This is a genomic window from Xanthomonas theicola (assembly GCF_014236795.1).
GTDB lineage: Bacteria > Pseudomonadota > Gammaproteobacteria > Xanthomonadales > Xanthomonadaceae > Xanthomonas_A > Xanthomonas_A theicola.
In genome coordinates this window covers 2,140,401-2,158,118 of record NZ_CP049017.1, presented here as the reverse complement: position 1 = coordinate 2,158,118, position 17,718 = coordinate 2,140,401, and the positions used below count along the sequence as shown (strand labels likewise).

The following is a 17,718-nucleotide window of genomic DNA, read 5'->3' as shown; positions in this document are numbered from 1 at the left end:
CACGCCGCGCTGTGCTTGTGCCCGCGTTTGTGTAACATCGGCGGTCCGGGACACGGCAGGGGAGCTGCAGTGCCGCCCCGGGCACATAAAAACTATAAGCGGGAGTGAAGCATGTCCAAGGGGCAATCCTTGCAGGATCCTTTCCTGAACGCGCTGCGTCGCGAACGGGTGCCGGTGTCGGTGTACCTGGTCAACGGCATCAAGCTGCAGGGTACCATCGAGTCGTTCGACCAGTTCGTGGTGCTGTTGCGCAACACCGTGAGCCAGATGGTCTACAAACACGCCATTTCCACCGTGGTGCCGGTGCGCAACGTGCGCGTCGGACCGGGCGGCGGCTATGTGCAGCAGAACGAGGGTGGTGGTGCGGGCGATGACGAAGCCGAGTAGGACGCAGGTGCAGACCGGGGCCGCGGGTGTTTGATCGTTCCCGACGCGGCGAGCATGCATTGCTGATCCAGCCGTATGCAGCGGGGCCGTTGCAAGACGAGGTGCTGGAGGAGTTCGCCGATCTGGCGCGCTCTGCCGGCGCCAGCATCGCCGCCACGCTGACCGCGCGCATCGACAAGCCCAGTCCGTCGACGCTGATCGGCAGCGGCAAGCTGGAAGAGGTCAAGGCCGCGGCCGACGCCAGCGGCGCCGACCTGATCCTGGTCAACCATGCGCTCAGCCCGGGCCAGGAGCGCAACCTGGAGAAGTACCTGGAGCGGCGGGTGATCGACCGCACCGGGCTGATCTTGGACATCTTCGCGCAGCGCGCGCGCAGCCACGAGGGCAAGCTGCAGGTCGAGCTGGCGCAGCTGCGCCACATGGCCACCCGGCTGGTGCGCGGCTGGACCCACCTGGAACGCCAGCGCGGCGGTTCGATCGGCCTGCGCGGCCCTGGCGAAACCCAGCTGGAGACCGACCGCCGGCTGCTGCAGAAGCGGGTCGAACAGTTGCAGAAGCGGCTGGAGAAGGTCGAGGTGCAGCACACCCAGATGCGCCGTGCGCGGGTGCGCAGCGAACTGCCGCGGATCGCGGTGGTGGGCTATACCAATGCCGGCAAGTCGACCTTGTTCAACGCGCTGACCGGCGCCGACGCCTACGCCGCCGACCAGCTGTTCGCGACGCTGGACCCGACCGTGCGCCGCATCGCGCTGCCCGGCGGCCATGCAATGCTGGCCGATACCGTCGGCTTCGTGCGCAACCTGCCGCATGAGCTGGTCGCCGCATTCCGTTCGACCCTGTCCGAGGCGCGCGAGGCCGACCTGCTGCTGCACGTGGTCGATGCCGCCGATCCGCTGCGCGAGGAGCGCATCGCCCAGGTCGACGAGGTGCTGCACGCGGTCGGCGCCGGCGATCTGCCGCAGCTGCTGGTGTTCAACAAGATCGACCGCATCGAGGGCGCCGAGGTGCGCCACGACGCGCAGGACGGCGTGCCCGACCAGGCGCGTCGCGAGCGGGTCTGGATCTCGGCACGGGACGCGCGCGGACTGGACCTGCTGCAGAGGGTGCTCGGCCAGCGCCTGGGCCTGCAGCATGTGCAGGGCAGCCTGCGCCTGCCACCCAGCGCCGGGCGCCTGCGCTCGAAATTGCACCAGTTGCAGGTGATCCGCGGCGAGCACGCCGACGAGGACGGCTGGCTGCTGCAGGTGGATATCCCGATCACCGAGGCCGAACGCCTGGCCGCCGGCGCGGACGGCGCGCCGATCCGTGCGCTGCTGCCGCCGCGCCAGGAAGAAGCCTGGCGGCAACAGTAACAATCCCCGGCAACGGTATGGGCAATTCCTGCTCATTATTTTCAGCTGACATGGTGTTGCCTTGCGATTGAAGCACTCACTCACTTCTGCGCACGTGGCAGCGCTTGGCGGTACTGGCGTTTGTCGCCTTGTCGCTTGCCGTTTGGATATGTGTTGACGCAGATGAGTTCACCGCACACGATGGCATCGGAGGCTGTGCATGCCTGCAAGATAACGTTGGCCTGCTCGAAGCGGGTGTACTGTTCTTTCGCAGCCGGGCGTACGCCACCGCTGCCGTATCCAAGGGCAACGCTGGATGCATGATGTGGGGAATCAGGAACGACTATGCCAAGCGCTTCAGTCAGGCCGCTTGACCGAAGCTTCTTGGCGTCCATTTTCAGGGGGCAAGTTCATAGTGGGCGTTCTCCGGCGGATGTGGCCGCGAACGACTGGGGCGTCTTGTTCAAGCATCTGTACTGGGCCGCAACGAATGCCACGGGATGCATACCACCGGATGCTTGACCCGCGCCTGCAACGGCTGCCGTCGATTGCCCAGAGGGAATGTCATCTCTGCGGGTGCATTGTCGCCCGCGTTTACCTATGCGGGTGATGAAACACGGCGTAAGCTTCCCGACCATCCGACCGGCACGTCCACCGATTTCGTCCCGAGGCGCACATCCATGGCCCATCTCCCCCAGCTCCGCATTCCCGCCACCTACATGCGCGGCGGCACGTCCAAGGGCGTGTTCTTCCGCCTGCAGGATCTGCCGGCCGCCGCGCAGTTGCCCGGCGCGGCGCGCGATGCGCTGCTGCTGCGGGTGATCGGCAGTCCCGATCCCTACGCCAAGCAGATCGACGGCATGGGCGGGGCGACGTCCAGCACCAGCAAGACGGTGATCGTGGCGCCGAGCGCGCGCGCGGACCACGACGTGGACTACCTGTTCGGGCAGGTGGCGATCGAGCGCGCGTTCGTGGACTGGAGCGGCAACTGCGGCAACCTGTCGGCGGCGGTGGGGCCGTTCGCGATCGGCGCCGGCCTGGTCGACGCCGCGCGCGTCCCGCGCGACGGCATCGCCACGGTGCGGATCTGGCAGATCAACATCGGCAAGACCATCCTGGCGCAGGTGCCGATCGTGGCCGGTGCGGTGCAGGAGAGCGGCGACTTCGAACTGGACGGGGTGACCTTCCCCGCGGCCGAGATCCAGCTCCGATTCCTCGATCCGGCCGCGGACGAAGACGGCGCGGACGCGGCGATGTTTCCCACCGGCAACTTGGTCGATACGCTCGAGGTGCCGGGCGTCGGGACGTTCGAGGCCACCCTCATCAACGCCGGCATCCCGACCATCTTCCTCGACGCGCAGGCGCTGGGCTACCGCGGCACTGAACTGCAGGACGCGATCAACGGCGATGCGCAGGCGCTGGCCCGGTTCGAGACGATCCGCGCGCACGGCGCGCTGCGCATGGGCCTGATCGCCACGCTGGAACAGGCGGCGACGCGCCAGCACACGCCCAAGGTGGCTTTCGTTGCGCCGCCGGCCGACTACGTGGCTTCCAGCGGCAAGCCGGTCGCCGCCGCCGACATCGACCTGCTGGTGCGGGCGATGTCGATGGGCAAGCTGCACCACGCGATGATGGGCACCGCCGCGGTGGCGATCGGCGCCGCCGCGGCGATTCCCGGCACGCTGGTGAACCGCGCCGCCGGCGGCGACGAGCGCCAGGCGGTGCGCTTCGGCCATCCCTCCGGCACCCTGCGGGTCGGTGCCGAGGTGCGGCAGGTGGGCGGGCAGTGGACTGTCGCCAAGGCAATCATGAGCCGCAGCGCGCGGGTGCTGATGGAGGGCTGGGTGCGGGTGCCGGACCAGAGCTGGGCAGACAGCAGAGCCAGCTAGACAACGCCGGGCGCGTCGCTGAGAGGGGGGGCGGTCTCAAGAATCAAGTGCAACATGTGATTTGAATGCCAGGATGTCCTTCTCCAAGGCCGCCGCCGGGGTCGCCCAGGCCAATGGCTGGCGCGGCCGTGCGTTCGTTCGCTTGGCCACGCGATTGAGGTACTCCTGACGGGCCTGCGACAGGTCCACCCCGTAGGGCAGGAACTGGCGCAGCAAGCCGTTGGTGTTCTCGTTGCTGCCGCGCTGCCACGGCGCATGCGGATCGGCGAACCGGACCTGGCTGTTCAACCGCTGCATCCGTTCCTCGTAGCAGGTCCGTTCCGCGGTCGTCGGTCGGGCTCTCACCCAGGAAGGCCGGCCGCTGCTTCATCTGCCGGGGAAACCCCTCGACCGCCGCCTGCGCCGTGCCACCGTCCATCCTGCACAGCACCACCAAGCGGGTCTTGCGTTCCACCAGTGCGCCCACGCATGAACGGTTGAACGCGCCTTCGATCAGGGCGCCCTCCCCATGCCCCGGCGCCAGGCGCTGCTTCACCGGGTCCGGGCCATGCACGATGCGCAGCTCCTCCGGCGCCCACGAGCGCACCGCCGCTGTCGTGCGCCTGCCACCTGGTGTGGGCTGGCCCCCTCTCCATGCATGGATCAGCGCCTTGTTCAGACCCCCCCCCGCTGCGTGTCGATCGCCGCAGCGATCCTCTCGTGGCTGACCCGCTGGCTGGAAGCGTCCGGATGCCTGTCCCGCCGTGCGGCCGCGATCTGCTGTGGCGACCAGCGCTCGTACACCAGGCGCTCATCGACGCACGGGAACAACGACGAACCTTCCAGGGGCCGGCGAGGGCGCACGCAGCGCGAGCGGCGCGAGCGATAGGCCGCCGCCGCCGCGTGCGCACAGGACACCGGCCCTTGCAGACCACCGACCTGGCGGCTCGGCGTCGATGCACGGCATCCCCACCGGCGACCGATCTTGCGCAAGCGCGTTCCTCGATCGCGCTCCACCTGCAGCACCGCGCGTTCCTCAACACGCAGATGACTGGACTGTTTGCCCAGCGCAACCTCCTGCGCTCTGTGAGGTGTTGCACTGGGAACTTGAGTCTTAGAACCTGTTCACGATCTTTCCCGGGTAGTGCAAACTCTGCGGATGCGCACAAAGACGTATCCGAGTGCCATGAGCCGGGAGCGGTTCGAGCAGATCCGCCCCATTCTGGAGCAGGCGCGCAAGCGTACCAAGCCACGGACCGTGGATCTGTAGGACGTGTGGTGCGCGGTGCTGTACCTGCTGCGCACCGGCTGTCAGTGGCCAGCGCTGCCCAGCGACTTCCCGAAGTGGCGCACCGTGCACTGCTACTTTGCCAAGTGGAGCGAACCAGACGATGAAGGAGTGAGCCTGCTGGAGCGGGCGCTCAAGAAATCAGGTTGGCGCGGCCCGCCAGGGACAGGGGCGCAACGCTTGCAGCACGTTCTTGATCGTGGACGCACAGAGCGTGAAGAACACGGACACGGCCGGCCAGAAGGGTTATGACGCGGGCAAGAAGGTCTCGGGGATCAAGCGTCGCATCGCCGTCGATACCCAAGGCCTGCTGCATGCGGTCGCGGTGACGACGGCGGAAGTGACCGACCGCAAAGGCGCGCTTCAATCCCTGGATCGTTGCAAGCCGAACCTGGGACACGTGCAAAGCCTGTTGTGCGATAGCGTCTATACCGCAGAACCATTCGCCGAAGGCGTACGAGAGATCCTGGGCAAGCAAGTCACGGTGCAGATCGCCGAACGCAGCGAACTGCACATCTTCAAGGTCATGCCCAAGCGCTGGAGCGTCGAACGCAGCTTTGCGTGGCTGGAAAAGAACCGAAGGCTATGGAAGAACTGCGAGCGCAAGCTCAACACCAGCTTGCAGTTCATCCACCTGGCATTCCTGACACTACTACTCAAAAGATCCTGAACAGGTTCTAAGGCGCCTCTCTCCCGTAAAGGGTTGGGGGCGCGGGCCGAAGCACTTCGCGATGCATGAGAAGGGCGATGAGCGGGCAGGGCGAGCCATCTCGCCATCCAATCCGACGCAGCTTCCACCCCGCGCATGCCTGCGCCTGGGGCGCCGCGCCGCCACTGCGCAGGACTGGCGATATCATCGCTGCGTCATTCGCCACGCCGCCACCGCGGCATCCGCACGCCATGAACGATTCGCTGCACCACCGCCTGATCGCGTTCTGCGCGCGCTTTGGCCTGCGCGCGCCGATCCTCTTGGCGCCGATGGCCGGCGCCTGCCCGGTGCCGTTGTCGGCGGCGGTCGCACAGGCCGGTGGCATGGGCGCGATGGGCGCAGTGCTGTCGTCTGCGGCGGACATTGTCGGCTGGATGCGGGCGTTCCGGCGCAGCAGCGCCGGGCCGGCGCAGATCAATCTGTGGGTGCCCGATCCGCTGCCGCTGCGCGACGCCGCCGCCGAAGCCGCCACCGGCTCGTTCCTCGCGCAATGGGGGCCTTCGGTCGAGGCCGCCGCCGGCGATGCCGGCCCGGCCGATTTCGACGCACAATGCATCGCGCTGCTGGACGCGCGCCCGGCGGTGGCGTCCTCGATCATGGGCCTGTTCCCGTCGGCTTTCGTCGCGCAACTCAAGCAGGCCGGCATCGCCTGGTTCGCTTGCGCCACCACGCTGGACGAGGCATTGGCGGCGCAGGCCGCCGGTGCCGACGCGGTGGTCGCGCAGGGAGCGGAGGCCGGCGGCCACCGCGGCGCGTTCGATGCGTCGCGCGCCGAGCAGCAACTGAGCGGACTGTTCGCGCTGCTGCCGCGCCTGGCCGACTGCCTGGACGTGCCGGTGATCGCCGCCGGCGGCATCGGCGATGGCCGCGGCATCGCCGCGGCGCTGGCCTTGGGCGCCAGCGCGGTGCAGATCGGTACCGCGTTCCTGCGTACGCCGGAGGCCGCGCTGGCGCCGGCCTGGGCCGAGGCGCTGGCGCGCACGGAGCCGGAGCAGACCGCATTGACCCGCGCCTTTTCCGGTCGCCTCGGGCGTGCGCTGGCCACCGACTACGTGCGCGCCGCGGCCGAACCCGCGGCGGCGCCGCCGCAGCCGTATCCGGTGCAACGCGGGTTGACCGCGCCGATGCGCCAGGCCGCGGTTCGCGACGACCGGCTCGCGGCGATGCAGGCCTGGGCTGGGCAGTCGGCCTGGATGGCGCCGGCGCAGCCGGCGGCGAGGCTGCTCGACACCTGGTGGGATCAGGCGCAGGCGCTGCTGTGAACGCGCAACTGTTCTGCAACGGGCGCCCGGCGGGCACGGACGCGCTGGCCGCGCCGGCGCTGGTCAACTATGGCCACTTCAGCACGATGCAGGTGCGCGCCGGCGCGGTGCGCGGCTTCGACCTGCACCTGCAGCGGCTCGACGACGCCACGCGCACGCTGTTCGGCAGCCGACTGTCGGCAGCGCGGGTCCGCGCCGAGTTGCGCGCGGCGCTGGCTGTGTTTGGCAGCGGCGATGCTTCCCTGCGCGCCAGCGTGTTCGCACGCGACTTCGATTTCCGCCGCGCCGATGCGGCCTGCACGCCGGAACTGCTGGTGTCGCTGGCCGCGCCCGCACCGCCGGATGCCACGCCGCTGCGGGTGCGCAGCGTGGCGTTCGCGCGCGAGCTGCCGCAGATCAAGCACGCCGGCACCTTCGCCCTGTTCCACCAGCGCCGGCTGGCGCTGCAGGCCGGCTTCGACGATGCGCTGTTCGTCGATGCGCAGGGTCTGGTCGCCGAGGGTTCGGTCTGGAACCTGGGCGCGTGGGACGGGCAGGGAGTGGTATGGCCGCAGGCGCCGGCCTTGCGCGGCACCCAGGAGCGGTTGCTGCAGGCGGGTCTGGCCGCGCTGGGCGTGGCCCAGCAGGTGCGGCCGCTGCAGGTGCGCGAACTGGCCGGGTTCGCCGCGGTCTTCGCCTGCAATGCGCGCGGCCAGCAGGCCATCGCCGCGGTGGACGGGCAGGCGCTGGGGCCGGCCACGGCGCTGTTGCGGATACTGAACGAAGCCGTCGAGACCCAGCCCTGGCAAGCGATCTGACGGAGCCGGGGACGACTTGGCAGCGTTCCGGGCGCCCGCTATAATCACCGGCTCACCGCGCCATCCTGGCGACTGGGCAACACCGGAAAACCCACCATGGTCAAGATCCGCCTTACCCGCGGCGGCGCCAAGAAGCGCCCCTTCTACCACATCATCGTCACCGACGTGCGCAGCGCGCGCGACGGCCGCAACATCGAACGCCTGGGCTATTACAACCCGGTCGCGCAGGGTGCCGAGCCGCGTATCGTGCTGGACCTGCCGCGTGTGGACCATTGGGTCTCCAATGGTGCGCAGCTGACCGACAAGGTGCGCAACCTGTACAAGGAAGCGACCAAGGCCCAGGCCGTCGCGGCCTGATCCTGCGGGCCGCGCCACCGGTGCGGCCCATCGGTTTTTCGCATCCATGAAAGACGGCCAGCGCCGCATCCTGCTGGGCAGGATCCTGGGCGCCTTCGGTGTGCGTGGCGAGGCCAAGCTCGAGTCCTGGACCGAGCCGCGCCTGGCCATTTTTCGCTATCAGCCCTGGATCGTGCGCAAGCCCGACGGCAGCGAAAGCAGCCTGAACGGCGTGCGCGGCCGCGCGTCCAGCAAGCATCTGGTGGTCGCCTTGCCCGACGTCGCCGATCGCGATGCGGTCGAGGCCCTGCGCGGCACTGAGATCTACGTGGCACGCGACGCCCTGCCGCCGCCCAAGCCCGACGAATACTACTGGGTGGACCTGGAAGGCCTGGACGTGCGCACCGTCGACGGCGTGGCCCTGGGGCAGGTCTCGCATCTGTTTTCGACCGGCGCCAACGACGTGCTGGTGGTGCGCGGCGACCGCGAGCGGCTGTTGCCGTTCGTGCAGCCGGACTACGTCAAGTCGGTGGATTTCGACGCCAACCTGATCGTGGTCGACTGGGACCCGGAATTCTGAGGGCGGCGGCGACGTGCGCCGGCCCGGCGGCCGCCTAGGCTCTACGAGTCCCGAGTCCCGAGTCCCGAACCCGCCCATGCGCATCGACGTCATCAGCCTGTTCCCCGAGTTCGTCGCCCAGTGCGCCGCGTTCGGCGTGGTCGGCCGCGCGCAGGAGCGCGCACTGTTGGCGCTGCATGGCTGGAACCCGCGCGACTACGCCAGCGGTGGCTACCGCAAGGTGGACGACCGTCCGTTCGGTGGCGGCCCGGGCATGGTGATGATGATCGAGCCGCTCCAGGCCTGCCTGCAGGCAGTGCGCGAGGCCGACCCGCAGCCGGCGCCGGTGATCTACCTGAGCCCCCAGGGCAGGCCGCTGACCCAGGCCAAGGCCCGGCAACTGGCGGCGCTGCCGCGGCTGGTGCTGCTGTGCGGGCGCTACGAGGGCGTGGACGAACGCTTCGTCGCCGCGGCGGTGGACGAGGAGATCTCGATCGGCGACTACGTGCTGTCCGGCGGCGAACTGGCCGCGGCGGTGCTGGTCGACGCAGTGACCCGGCTGCAGGAGGGCGCGCTGAACGACGCCGAGTCCGCCGCCCAGGACAGCTTCGAAGGTCCGGATGGGTTGCTCGACTGCCCGCACTACACCCATCCGCGCGAACATGCGCTGGGCGAGGTGCCGGCCATCCTGCGTTCCGGCAACCATGCCGCGATCGCGCGCTGGCGGCGCATGCAGGCGCTGGGCCGGACCTGGCTGCGGCGCCCGGAGCTGCTGGACGAAGCCGCGCTGGGTGCGGCCGACCGGCGGCTGCTGGAGGAGTTCCGCCAGGGCCAGCAGGCCGGTCAGGCGCCGCTGCAGGAGAATCCCTTCAAGCCCTAGCCACGGCGGCACGACTGGGTTAGAATATCCGGCTTTCCGGTCGAGCCCTCTGTCGCTTGGCCCATCCTCGATGTCGCGTAATCACCTCGCGCAATCGCCATGCGGCGACTGCCGGACCACCTCACCAGACACAAGCGGTGCCCACCATGAGCAAGCTCAACAAGACCATCCTGGCCGACTTCGAAGCCGCCCAGATCCAGCGCAAGCTGCCGGAGTTCAACCAGGGCGACACCGTCGTCGTCAACGTCAAGGTGAAGGAAGGCAACCGCGAGCGCGTCCAGGCCTACGAAGGCGTGGTGATCGGCACCAAGAACGCCGGCCTGAACTCCTCGTTCACCGTGCGCAAGATCTCGCACGGCTTCGGCGTGGAGCGCGTGTTCCAGACCCACAGCGCCATCATCGACTCGGTCGAAGTGAAGCGCCGCGGCAAGGTCCGCGCCGGCAAGCTGTACTACCTGCGTGGCCTGGAAGGCAAGGCCGCCCGCATCAAGGAAGACCTGGCCGCCGCTGCGCAGGCCAAGGTCGCGCGCCAGGCCGCCGCGGCCGCCGCCAAGGCCGAGTAGTTCCCCCGCGACTCCGGTCGCTGTCGCGACGGCCGCCCTCGGGCGGCCGTTTGCGCTTGTGCGGCGATGTGCCTGCGATTTCGGGGTGGCCGCGCCTGTGCGCGATGTGCCGGGCTTGCGGTGGGCATGATGGCGTTGGGAGGCTTTTCGGTCGGGGCTGAAGCCCTTCCTGCCGGGAAATCAATGGCATTGCTGTCGGGGCTTCTTCCGTCCCGACCGCGTTCATGCCGCGCCCGGCCCTCCGCGGCCGCTCTGCCGAGTATCGGTGCGGAGACGGCTCAGCGCGCCGGATCCTGCGCGATCGCCACCTCGGCGACCGGCGCCGGCGGCTGCGCCGGCACTTCGGCGGGGTGGGCCATTTCCTCCGGGCGGGGCTGCGCCAGCATCTGCGCCTTGCGCCAGTCGCCCCAGCGGTAATAGGCCAGCGACAGCCCCATCGCGCAGGTCGCGCTGGTCGGGAAGCTCCACCACACCGCGTCGGCGCCGAACTGCGGCTGCAGCAGGTGCGCGAATGGCACGCGCACGCCCCACAGCGACAGCGCCAGGATCAGCAGCGGCGGGATCACCGCGCCGGTGGCGCGGACCACGCCGGAAAGCACGAAGGTCACGCCGAAGAACAGGAACGACCACACCGCGATGTGGTTGAGGTGGCGCGCGATCTCCAGCGCCGCGCTGTGCGGCGGCAGGAACAGCACCAGGGTCCAGCGGTCGAGCAGGATCAGCGGCGCGATCAGCGCGCCGGTCAGCAGGAAGTTGAACAGCACGCCCTGCCGCGCCGTGGCCGCGACCCGGTCCCAGCGCTGCGCGCCGACGTTCTGCGCGGCCATCGACGAGCACGCCGCGCCGATCGCCATCGCCGGCATCTGCAGGTAGGTCCACAGCTGCAGCGCGGCGCCGTAGGCGGCCGAGGCGTCGGTGCCGTAGCCGTTGACCATCGAGATCATCACGATCATCGCCAGCGAGATCAGCACCATCTGCAGGCCCATCGGCAGGCCCTTGACGATCAGCGCACGCAGGATCGGCAGGTCCAGGCGGAACAGCCGCGCATCCTGGCGGCCCAGCCACAGCACGTGGTGCATGTGCCGCAGGTACAGCAGCAGCCCGGCCAGGGCGATGCCCTGGGCGATCAGCGTGGCCCAGGCGGCGCCGGCGATGCCCAGGCGCGGGAACGGCCCCAGCCCGAACAGCAGCAGCGGGTTGAAGCCGATGTCCAGCAGCACCGACAGCAGCAGGAAGCGGAACGGGGTGCGCGAGTCGCCGGCGCCGCGCAGCGCCGCGGACAGGAACGCGAAGGCGTACAGCAAGGGCATCGCCAGGAAGATCACCCGCAGATAGGCCTCGGCCAGCGGCAGCGATGCGGCCGGCGTGCCCATCGCCGCCAGCAGGTGCCGTGCCAGCCACCAGCCGCCGGCCGCGATCAGCACCGAGACGCCGATGAAGAACGTCGCGCTGGTGCCCATCACCCGCCGCGCCTGGGCCAGGTCGCCGCGGCCCATCGCCTGACCGATCAGGATGGTGGCGGCCATGCCGATGCCGAACACCGAGCCGATCAGGAAGAACATGATGCTGTTGGCGTTGGCGGCGGCGGTCAGCGCCGCCTCGCCGAGGTAGCGGCCCACCCAGATCGCATTGACCGAGCCGTTCAGCGACTGCGCGATGTTGCCGGCCAGGATCGGCAGCGAGAACAGCAGCAACTGCCGGCCGATCGGGCCTTCGGTGAGAACGGGAGGCGTGGGCATCGCAGGCCTGGACGGACGGGAAGCCGGGCACACTAGCACCTGCCCGCACGGCCGGGGAAACGCTGCCCGGCGTGGCCGCGAGGGGGGGCTGGACCGGCGCCGTCGCCGGGACCGGCCGCGCGGCGCGGATGCGCCTTTTGGCGCAGGGTGTCGGCGCAACGCATGCAGGAACTTGCAATGCAGCCATCGCGCCGCAATCTGCAGTGGACCGGGGATGCAGCGCGCCGGCGCCGGTTGCGCCGCGATCGGCAGCAGTCGCTGCAGTGGTCCAGCGAGCGACGCGACGACCACCAGAGGAACGTGGATTTCGGCAGGCACGATGAATGAACCGCTAGCGCAACCGAGTGTGGTCAGGCTGGATGTCTGGCTGTGGGCCGCCCGTTTCTACAAGACCCGCAGCCTGGCCAAGCAGGCGGTGGACACCGGCAAGGTGGACGTGGCCGGGCAGCGGCCGAAATCCTCGCGCGCGATGCGCGTGGGCGAGTGCTTGCGCGTGGAGCGCGGCGAAGAGGTGTTCGAGATCCGGGTGCTGGCGCTCGGCGACAACCGCGGCCCGGCCAGCGTCGCGCAGACGCTGTACCAGGAAAGCGATTCCTCGCGCGAGCGGCGCGCGCAGCAACGCGCGCAACGCAGCGCCGAACGCAACGGCTACCAGGCCCCCGACGGCAAGCCGGACAAGCGCGCACGGCGCTTGATCCGCGCGCTGGGCGATCTGGACGCGCTGTAGGCGCTGGGCGCGGTTGCTTCCGAAGACGCCGCTCCGGTGGCCGTGGCCGCTCGGTCGCGATCACCGTGCGCGGCGCTTCCCCAGGCACCATGCCTCGGGACTGAAGGGTGGTCTCAACCGATCGATGCAACACCGTAGTCTGATCAGGACGGAGGTGGACATCATGAGCAGAACAGTCAGGGTTTGGCGCCATTTGTCGGCAGCGGACCGTGAACAGCTATGGACGCGCTGGCAGGCGGGCGAGCCGCCGAGTGTTATCGCCAAGGTGCTTGAGCGGGATGAAGCGTTGGTTCGGTACGTCCTTCGGCAGCGCGGTGGGTTTGCGCCGCGACCGTGCAAACGAGCGGCACGAGCACTCCAGCTGGCTGAGCGCGAGGAGATCTCGCGCGGCCTGTGCCAAGGCCGTTCCCTGCGCCAGATCGCTCAGGCCTTGGGCCGGGCGGTCTCGACCATCAGTCGGGAGATCGAGCGCAACGCAGGCTGTGAGATCTACCGCGCGACACACGCCGACGAGCGCGCCTGGTCGCAAGCCAAACGGCCCAAAGCCTGCCTGCTTGCCCGCTGCGGGGTGCTTCGCCGCCTGGTGGCCAGCAAGCTGGCCCGTCGCTGGGCGCCGCAGCAGATCAGCGGATGGCTTGTCCGCCGTTATCCAAACAACGACAGTATGCCGGTGTCGCACGAAACCATCTATCGAAGCCTGTTCGTTCAGAGTCGCGGGGTGCTCAAGAAGCAGCTCTTGGCCCAGTTGCGCACGCGTCGACTGGTGCGTTATCCGACCGCGCAGGGACGCCACGGGAAGAGCCGCAAGGGCGCCCGCAACCTGATGATAGATGCCCTGCCGATCAGCCAGCGTCCGGCCGAGGTGGACGACCGCGCGGTACCTGGGCACTGGGATTGTGCTGGCGTGATTTCCATGCCCGATAGTTTAAACGCTCGGGCCATTAGTGTTAACAGGCCCTAAATCAAGCTGTTGCATCGACCGGTTGAGACCGCCAAGTCCTTCCCACAAAAGGCCTCGTACTTCCGCTTCGCCGGAAATCCCTGGGGGAGCGACAATGGCTTCGGACGGCGTCGGGGCTGAAGTCCCTCCTACAATGCACGCCGCAAGTCCCTGTAGGAGCGGCTTCAGCCGCGACGAACGAATTCACGCCGCCAGGTCGAAGCGGTCCAGCTCCATCACCTTGCTCCACGCGGCGACGAAGTCGCGCACGAACTTCTCCTGCGCATCGGCGCTGGCATACACCTCGGCCAGCGCGCGCAGGATCGAGTTGGAACCGAACACCAGGTCCGCGCGCGTCGCGGTCCACTTCTGTTCGCCGGTGGCGCGGTCGCGGCCTGTGTACAGGTCCTTGGACTCCGAGGTCGCCTGCCACTCGATGCGCATGTCCAGTAGGTTGGCGAAGAAGTCGTTGCTCAGCGTGCCGGGACGCTCGGTGAACACGCCGTGCACCGATTGGCCGACATTGGCGCCCAGCACGCGCAGGCCGCCGACCAACACGGTCATCTCCGGCGCGGTCAGGGTCAGCAACTGCGCCTTGTCGATCAGCAGCGCTTCGGCCGGCACCGCGCAGCGGCGCTTGCTGTAGTTGCGGAAGCCATCGGCCACCGGCTCCAGCACCGCGAACGATTCGACGTCGGTCTGCTCCTGCGATGCGTCCATGCGCCCCGGTGCGAAAGGCACGGTCGGCGTCTGTCCGGCGTTGTGCGCCGCCTGCTCGACCGCGGCGGCGCCGCCGAGCACGATCAGGTCGGCCAGCGAGACCTTCTTGCCGCCGCGCTGGGCGCCATTGAACTGCGCCTGGATGCGCTCCAGCGTGGTCAGCACCTGCGCCAGCTGCTCGGGCTGGTTGGCGTCCCAGTTCTTCTGCGGGGCCAGGCGGATGCGCGCGCCGTTGGCGCCGCCGCGCTTGTCCGAGCCGCGGAAGGTGGACGCCGACGCCCATGCGGTCGAAACCAGTTGCGCGATGCTCAGGCCCGAATCGAGGAGGCTGCGCTTGAGCGCGGCGATGTCCTGCGCATCGACCAGGACGTGGTCCAGTGCGGGGATCGGGTCCTGCCAGAGCAGTTCTTCGGCCGGCACGTCGGCGCCGAGGTAGCGCGCACGCGGGCCCATGTCGCGGTGGGTGAGCTTGAACCAGGCGCGGGCGAAGGCATCGGCGAACTGCTCCGGGTGTTCGAGGAAGCGGTGCGAGATCGCGGCGTAGGCCGGGTCGACGCGCAGCGCCAGGTCGGTGGTGAGCATGGTCGGCAGGCGCTTCTTCGCCGGGTCATGCGCATCGGGGATCAGCGCCTCGGCATTCTTCGCCACCCACTGGTGCGCGCCGGCCGGACTTTTGCTCAGTTCCCACTCGAACTTGAACAGGTGTTGGAAGAAATCGTGGCTCCACTGCGCCGGGGTGGTGGTCCAGGTGACCTCCAGGCCGCTGGTGATGGTGTCGCCGCCCTTGCCGCTGCCGAAGCTGTTGTGCCAGCCCAGGCCCTGCGCCCCCAGGTCGCCGGCCTCCGGCTCGGCGCCGACGTGGTCGGCTGGGCCGGCGCCATGGGTCTTGCCGAAGGTGTGGCCGCCGGCGATCAGCGCCACCGTCTCCTCGTCGTTCATCGCCATGCGCGCGAAGGTGTCGCGGATGTCCTTGGCGGCCAGCAGCGGATCGGGATTGCCGTCCGGGCCTTCCGGATTGACGTAGATCAGGCCCATTTGCACCGCGGCCAGGGGATTCTCCAGGTCGCGGCTGTGCCGCACCTCGCTGTCGTCGTCCTTGACCAGGACGCCATGCGCTTCCTCCACGCCCGGCGAGCCGCGCGAGTAGCGCGCGTCGCCGCCGAGCCACTTGTTCTCGCGGCCCCAGTACACGTCCTGGTCCGGCTCCCAGGTGTCTGCGCGGCCGCCGGCGAAACCGAAGGTCTTGAAGCCCATCGATTCCAGCGCGACATTGCCGGTGAGGATCAGCAGGTCGGCCCAGGAGATGGCCTGGCCGTACTTCTGCTTGATCGGCCACAGCAGGCGCCGCGCCTTGTCCAGGCTGACGTTGTCCGGCCAGCTGTTGAGCGGGGCGAAGCGCTGCTGGCCGCGGCCGCCGCCGCCGCGGCCGTCGCCGATGCGGTAGGTGCCGGCGCTGTGCCAGGCCATGCGCACGAACAACGGGCCGTAATGGCCGAAATCGGCCGGCCACCAGTCCTGCGAATCGGTCATCAGCGCGTGCAGGTCCTGCTTCAGCGCCTGCAGGTCGAGTCCCTTGAACGCTTTGGCGTAGTCGAACGCTTCGCCCAGCGGATTGGATCTGGACGAATGCTGGCTGAGCAGGTCCACGCGCAACTGCTGCGGCCACCAGTCCTTGTTGGTGGTGCCGCTGCTGGCGGCGCTGTGGAACGGGCATTTCGATTCGCTGGTCATGGTTGGGCTACCTTGATGGAGGCTGGGTGGCTGCGTACCGTGGTCGTACGTGACGCGGGAATACTGCGCCGGGCACGTGTCTGCAAGACCTGTAAGCATGGCGCGCGGCGGTCGGAAGACACCATAGGCCGGGCCGTTGCGTTAGGGAATTCGAATGATCTTAACGAATCTATAGATGAATTCTATTGAAAATCGAAGCGGAGCGACGCCAGGAATGCGGTAGGCCGCGTCCGGGTCCCGCCCTGTTGCGCCGATCGATCCTGGCACTCTTCCTGACCACGTGCCCGCGGACTTGCATCCGGCGTTGCCGGCGCGGTCGCCGCGGCGAGACATTGGCCGGCCGCCACCGCCCGCCGAGCGCGGCGCAGCACGAAGGCGCGCCTGTGCCTCGGCAGCGATCGGAACACGGCAAAGCCCACTGTTCTGTGCCGATGGCCATCCGCGCGATCCGCCTGCTGCATCTGCTCCACGTCCTGCGCGGACGCCGCCGGCCGGTGCCCGGTGCCGAACTGGCCACGAGCCTGGGCGTCAGCCTGCGCACCCTGTACCGCGGCATCGCGACCCTGCGCGCGCAGGGCGCCGACATCCTCGGCGACCCCGGCGTCGGCTACGTACTGCGCCCCCGGCTTCCTGCTGCCGGCGCTGAATTTCAGCGAGGACGAACTGGAGGCGTTGACCTTGGGCGCGCGCTGGGTGGCGCGCCAGGCCGATCCGGAGCTGGCGCAGGCGGCGCAGCGCGCGATGGCGCGGATCGCGGTCACGCTGCCCGGCACCCTGCGCCTGTCGATCGAGACCAGCGGGCTGCTGGTGCCCGAGGCCAACGCCGTGCCGCCGTTGCCGCCGGCGCCGTGGCTGCCGGTCTTGCGCCGCGGTATCCGGCTCGAACACGTGCTGCGGATGGAGTATGCCGATGCCGGCGGCAACGCCTCGCAGCGCCGTATCTGGCCGTTCGCGATGGCCTTCCTCGGCGGCTACGGGATGATCGCGGCCTGGTGCGAGCTGCGCGGCGACTTCCGCCATTTCCGCGCCGAACGGGTGCTGGCGCTGGCCGACGACGGCGAGCGCCATCCTTCGCGCCGGCACCTGCTGATCAAGCGCTGGCGCGCCGCCACCGGCTATGGCGGCAGCGACTGCTGACAGCAGGTGTCAGCAGGGCGCGACCACACTGCAGGCTGTCCACCACGGAGTCTGCCCATGTCCACCGAGATCGTGCTCTACACCCACCCCATGTCGCGCGGTCGCCTCGCCCGCTGGATGCTGGAGAAAACCGGCGTGCCGTACGAGACGGTCGTGCTCGACTACGGCACCACGATGAAGGCGCCGGCCTATCTTGGCGATCAAGCCGATGGGCAAGGTGCCGGCGTTGCGCCACGGCGCCACGGTGGTCACCGAGAACGCGGCGATCTGCGCCTATCTGGCCGAGCTGGTGCCGGAGCGGCAACTGGCGCCGCCGCCGGGGTCGCCGGCACGTGCCGACTGCTATCGTTGGCTGTTCTTCCTGGCCGGCCCGCTGGAGTCGCTGTTGACCGCCAAGCAGGGCGGGGCGTTGGCGCCGGCGCGCAGTGCCGGCTACGGCAACGAGGACGATCTGCTGCACACGCTGGCGCTGGCGGTCGATGGCCGCGAGCATCTGGCCGGCGCCGCTTCAGCGCCGCCGACCTGTATGCGGCGGCGGTGCTGGGCTTCTACCTGCGCATCGGCCTGCTCGAACCGCGTCCGCCGTTCGTCGCCTTCGCGCAGCGCCATGGCGGCCGCCCCGCGCTGCTGCGCGCCAATGCCGTCGACGACGCCCTGGTCGCGGCGCATCCCAATCCGGACATGCCGCCCAGCGTGTCGGCGCCAGCCTGAGCGAGGCGGCGCCTGCCGTTCGCATGCGTGCGG

The 17,718-nt window shown here is 69.2% G+C and carries 14 protein-coding genes and 4 pseudogenes; 14 read left to right on the top strand and 4 right to left on the bottom strand.

What is annotated here, in order from left to right; genetic code table 11:
- The first annotated feature begins 111 nt into the window (after nucleotides 1-111).
- Both hfq and hflX read left to right on the top strand, forming a co-directional pair.
- The gene (gene hfq / locus G4Q83_RS09920; protein ID WP_128418675.1) at nucleotides 112-387 is read left to right on the top strand and encodes an RNA chaperone Hfq; all 276 of its coding nucleotides are present in this window, start codon (nucleotides 112-114) and stop codon (nucleotides 385-387) included.
- Nucleotides 388-413: 26 nt separating this feature from the next.
- Nucleotides 414-1,739: a ribosome rescue GTPase HflX gene (gene hflX, locus G4Q83_RS09915; protein WP_128418676.1), complete on the top strand. Its 1,326-nt coding sequence runs from the start codon at nucleotides 414-416 to the stop codon at nucleotides 1,737-1,739.
- Nucleotides 1,740-1,819: 80 nt separating this feature from the next.
- On the opposite strand, the gene G4Q83_RS09910 is transcribed toward hflX, so the two are convergent.
- Nucleotides 1,820-2,113: a hypothetical protein gene (locus G4Q83_RS09910; RefSeq protein ID WP_128418677.1), complete on the bottom strand. Its 294-nt coding sequence runs from the start codon at nucleotides 2,111-2,113 to the stop codon at nucleotides 1,820-1,822.
- A 285-nt stretch (nucleotides 2,114-2,398) separates the two neighbouring features.
- Between G4Q83_RS09910 and prpF the strand changes: the two genes are divergently transcribed.
- The gene (gene prpF / locus G4Q83_RS09905; RefSeq protein WP_185817392.1) at nucleotides 2,399-3,607 is read left to right on the top strand and encodes a 2-methylaconitate cis-trans isomerase PrpF; all 1,209 of its coding nucleotides are present in this window, start codon (nucleotides 2,399-2,401) and stop codon (nucleotides 3,605-3,607) included.
- Between the two features lie 36 nt (nucleotides 3,608-3,643).
- Here the strand turns inward: prpF and G4Q83_RS24565 are convergent.
- A pseudogene (locus G4Q83_RS24565) lies at nucleotides 3,644-4,654 on the bottom strand (IS30 family transposase).
- Nucleotides 4,655-4,745: 91 nt separating this feature from the next.
- Between G4Q83_RS24565 and G4Q83_RS09895 the strand changes: the two are divergent.
- The 7 genes and pseudogenes from G4Q83_RS09895 to rplS all read left to right on the top strand — a co-directional run bounded on the left by G4Q83_RS09895 (nucleotide 4,746) and on the right by rplS (nucleotide 9,980).
- Nucleotides 4,746-5,544 (top strand): annotated as a pseudogene (locus tag G4Q83_RS09895) (IS5 family transposase).
- 230 nt (nucleotides 5,545-5,774) lie between these two features.
- A complete protein-coding gene (locus G4Q83_RS09890) occupies nucleotides 5,775-6,845 on the top strand; it encodes an NAD(P)H-dependent flavin oxidoreductase (protein WP_128421717.1) in 1,071 nt (356 codons plus the stop codon).
- Nucleotides 6,842-7,642 carry an aminotransferase class IV family protein gene (locus tag G4Q83_RS09885; RefSeq protein ID WP_128421716.1) on the top strand — a complete coding sequence of 267 codons (801 nt, stop codon included), beginning with the start codon at nucleotides 6,842-6,844 and terminating at the stop codon, nucleotides 7,640-7,642. The genes G4Q83_RS09890 and G4Q83_RS09885 overlap by 4 nt, the downstream gene beginning before the upstream one ends.
- A gap of 96 nt (nucleotides 7,643-7,738) precedes the next feature.
- Nucleotides 7,739-7,999, top strand: a complete 261-nt coding sequence (gene rpsP / locus G4Q83_RS09880; RefSeq protein WP_128421715.1) for a 30S ribosomal protein S16 — start codon at nucleotides 7,739-7,741, stop codon at nucleotides 7,997-7,999.
- A 46-nt stretch (nucleotides 8,000-8,045) separates the two neighbouring features.
- Complete coding sequence (gene rimM / locus G4Q83_RS09875; protein WP_128421714.1) at nucleotides 8,046-8,558, top strand: ribosome maturation factor RimM; 513 nt, start codon at nucleotides 8,046-8,048, stop codon at nucleotides 8,556-8,558.
- A 76-nt stretch (nucleotides 8,559-8,634) separates the two neighbouring features.
- Nucleotides 8,635-9,417 (top strand): tRNA (guanosine(37)-N1)-methyltransferase TrmD, encoded by a 783-nt coding sequence (trmD, locus tag G4Q83_RS09870; RefSeq protein WP_128421713.1) that lies wholly within the window; start codon nucleotides 8,635-8,637, stop codon nucleotides 9,415-9,417.
- Between the two features lie 146 nt (nucleotides 9,418-9,563).
- On the top strand, nucleotides 9,564-9,980 hold the full coding sequence (rplS, locus tag G4Q83_RS09865) for a 50S ribosomal protein L19 (RefSeq protein WP_128421712.1): 417 nt from the start codon (nucleotides 9,564-9,566) through the stop codon (nucleotides 9,978-9,980).
- 278 nt (nucleotides 9,981-10,258) lie between these two features.
- On the opposite strand, the gene G4Q83_RS09860 is transcribed toward rplS, so the two are convergent.
- Nucleotides 10,259-11,719: an MATE family efflux transporter gene (locus G4Q83_RS09860; protein WP_128421711.1), complete on the bottom strand. Its 1,461-nt coding sequence runs from the start codon at nucleotides 11,717-11,719 to the stop codon at nucleotides 10,259-10,261.
- Nucleotides 11,720-12,038: 319 nt separating this feature from the next.
- Between G4Q83_RS09860 and G4Q83_RS09855 the strand changes: the two genes are divergently transcribed.
- Together G4Q83_RS09855 and G4Q83_RS09850 are read left to right on the top strand one after the other, a co-directional pair.
- Nucleotides 12,039-12,446, top strand: coding sequence for an RNA-binding S4 domain-containing protein (locus tag G4Q83_RS09855; RefSeq protein WP_128421710.1), 408 nt, complete (start codon nucleotides 12,039-12,041; stop codon nucleotides 12,444-12,446).
- A gap of 163 nt (nucleotides 12,447-12,609) precedes the next feature.
- Nucleotides 12,610-13,407, top strand: a complete 798-nt coding sequence (locus G4Q83_RS09850; protein WP_185817391.1) for an IS30 family transposase — start codon at nucleotides 12,610-12,612, stop codon at nucleotides 13,405-13,407.
- Between the two features lie 183 nt (nucleotides 13,408-13,590).
- On the opposite strand, the gene katG is transcribed toward G4Q83_RS09850, so the two are convergent.
- Entirely contained in the window at nucleotides 13,591-15,837 is a 2,247-nt protein-coding gene (katG, locus tag G4Q83_RS09845) for a catalase/peroxidase HPI (RefSeq protein WP_128421698.1), read from the bottom strand.
- Nucleotides 15,838-16,268: 431 nt separating this feature from the next.
- On the opposite strand from katG, the pseudogene G4Q83_RS09840 reads away from it, so the two are divergent.
- Both G4Q83_RS09840 and G4Q83_RS09835 read left to right on the top strand, forming a co-directional pair.
- Nucleotides 16,269-16,974, top strand: a pseudogene (locus tag G4Q83_RS09840) (helix-turn-helix transcriptional regulator).
- A gap of 57 nt (nucleotides 16,975-17,031) precedes the next feature.
- Nucleotides 17,032-17,685: pseudogene (locus G4Q83_RS09835) on the top strand (glutathione S-transferase family protein).
- The last annotated feature ends 33 nt before the right edge of the window (nucleotides 17,686-17,718 follow it).

What these genes read in the sequence shown, in the direction of transcription:
- hfq (WP_128418675.1), top strand. Translation starts at nt 112, where the DNA reads ATGTCCAAGGGGCAATCCTTGCAGGATCCTTTCCTGAACGCGCTGCGT.
- G4Q83_RS09910 (WP_128418677.1), bottom strand. Translation starts at nt 2,113, where the DNA reads ATGGACGCCAAGAAGCTTCGGTCAAGCGGCCTGACTGAAGCGCTTGGC.
- prpF (WP_185817392.1), top strand. Translation starts at nt 2,399, where the DNA reads ATGGCCCATCTCCCCCAGCTCCGCATTCCCGCCACCTACATGCGCGGC.
- G4Q83_RS09890 (WP_128421717.1), top strand. Translation starts at nt 5,775, where the DNA reads ATGAACGATTCGCTGCACCACCGCCTGATCGCGTTCTGCGCGCGCTTT.
- rpsP (WP_128421715.1), top strand. Translation starts at nt 7,739, where the DNA reads ATGGTCAAGATCCGCCTTACCCGCGGCGGCGCCAAGAAGCGCCCCTTC.
- rimM (WP_128421714.1), top strand. Translation starts at nt 8,046, where the DNA reads ATGAAAGACGGCCAGCGCCGCATCCTGCTGGGCAGGATCCTGGGCGCC.
- trmD (WP_128421713.1), top strand. Translation starts at nt 8,635, where the DNA reads ATGCGCATCGACGTCATCAGCCTGTTCCCCGAGTTCGTCGCCCAGTGC.
- rplS (WP_128421712.1), top strand. Translation starts at nt 9,564, where the DNA reads ATGAGCAAGCTCAACAAGACCATCCTGGCCGACTTCGAAGCCGCCCAG.
- G4Q83_RS09860 (WP_128421711.1), bottom strand. Translation starts at nt 11,719, where the DNA reads ATGCCCACGCCTCCCGTTCTCACCGAAGGCCCGATCGGCCGGCAGTTG.
- G4Q83_RS09855 (WP_128421710.1), top strand. Translation starts at nt 12,039, where the DNA reads ATGAATGAACCGCTAGCGCAACCGAGTGTGGTCAGGCTGGATGTCTGG.
- G4Q83_RS09850 (WP_185817391.1), top strand. Translation starts at nt 12,610, where the DNA reads ATGAGCAGAACAGTCAGGGTTTGGCGCCATTTGTCGGCAGCGGACCGT.
- katG (WP_128421698.1), bottom strand. Translation starts at nt 15,837, where the DNA reads ATGACCAGCGAATCGAAATGCCCGTTCCACAGCGCCGCCAGCAGCGGC.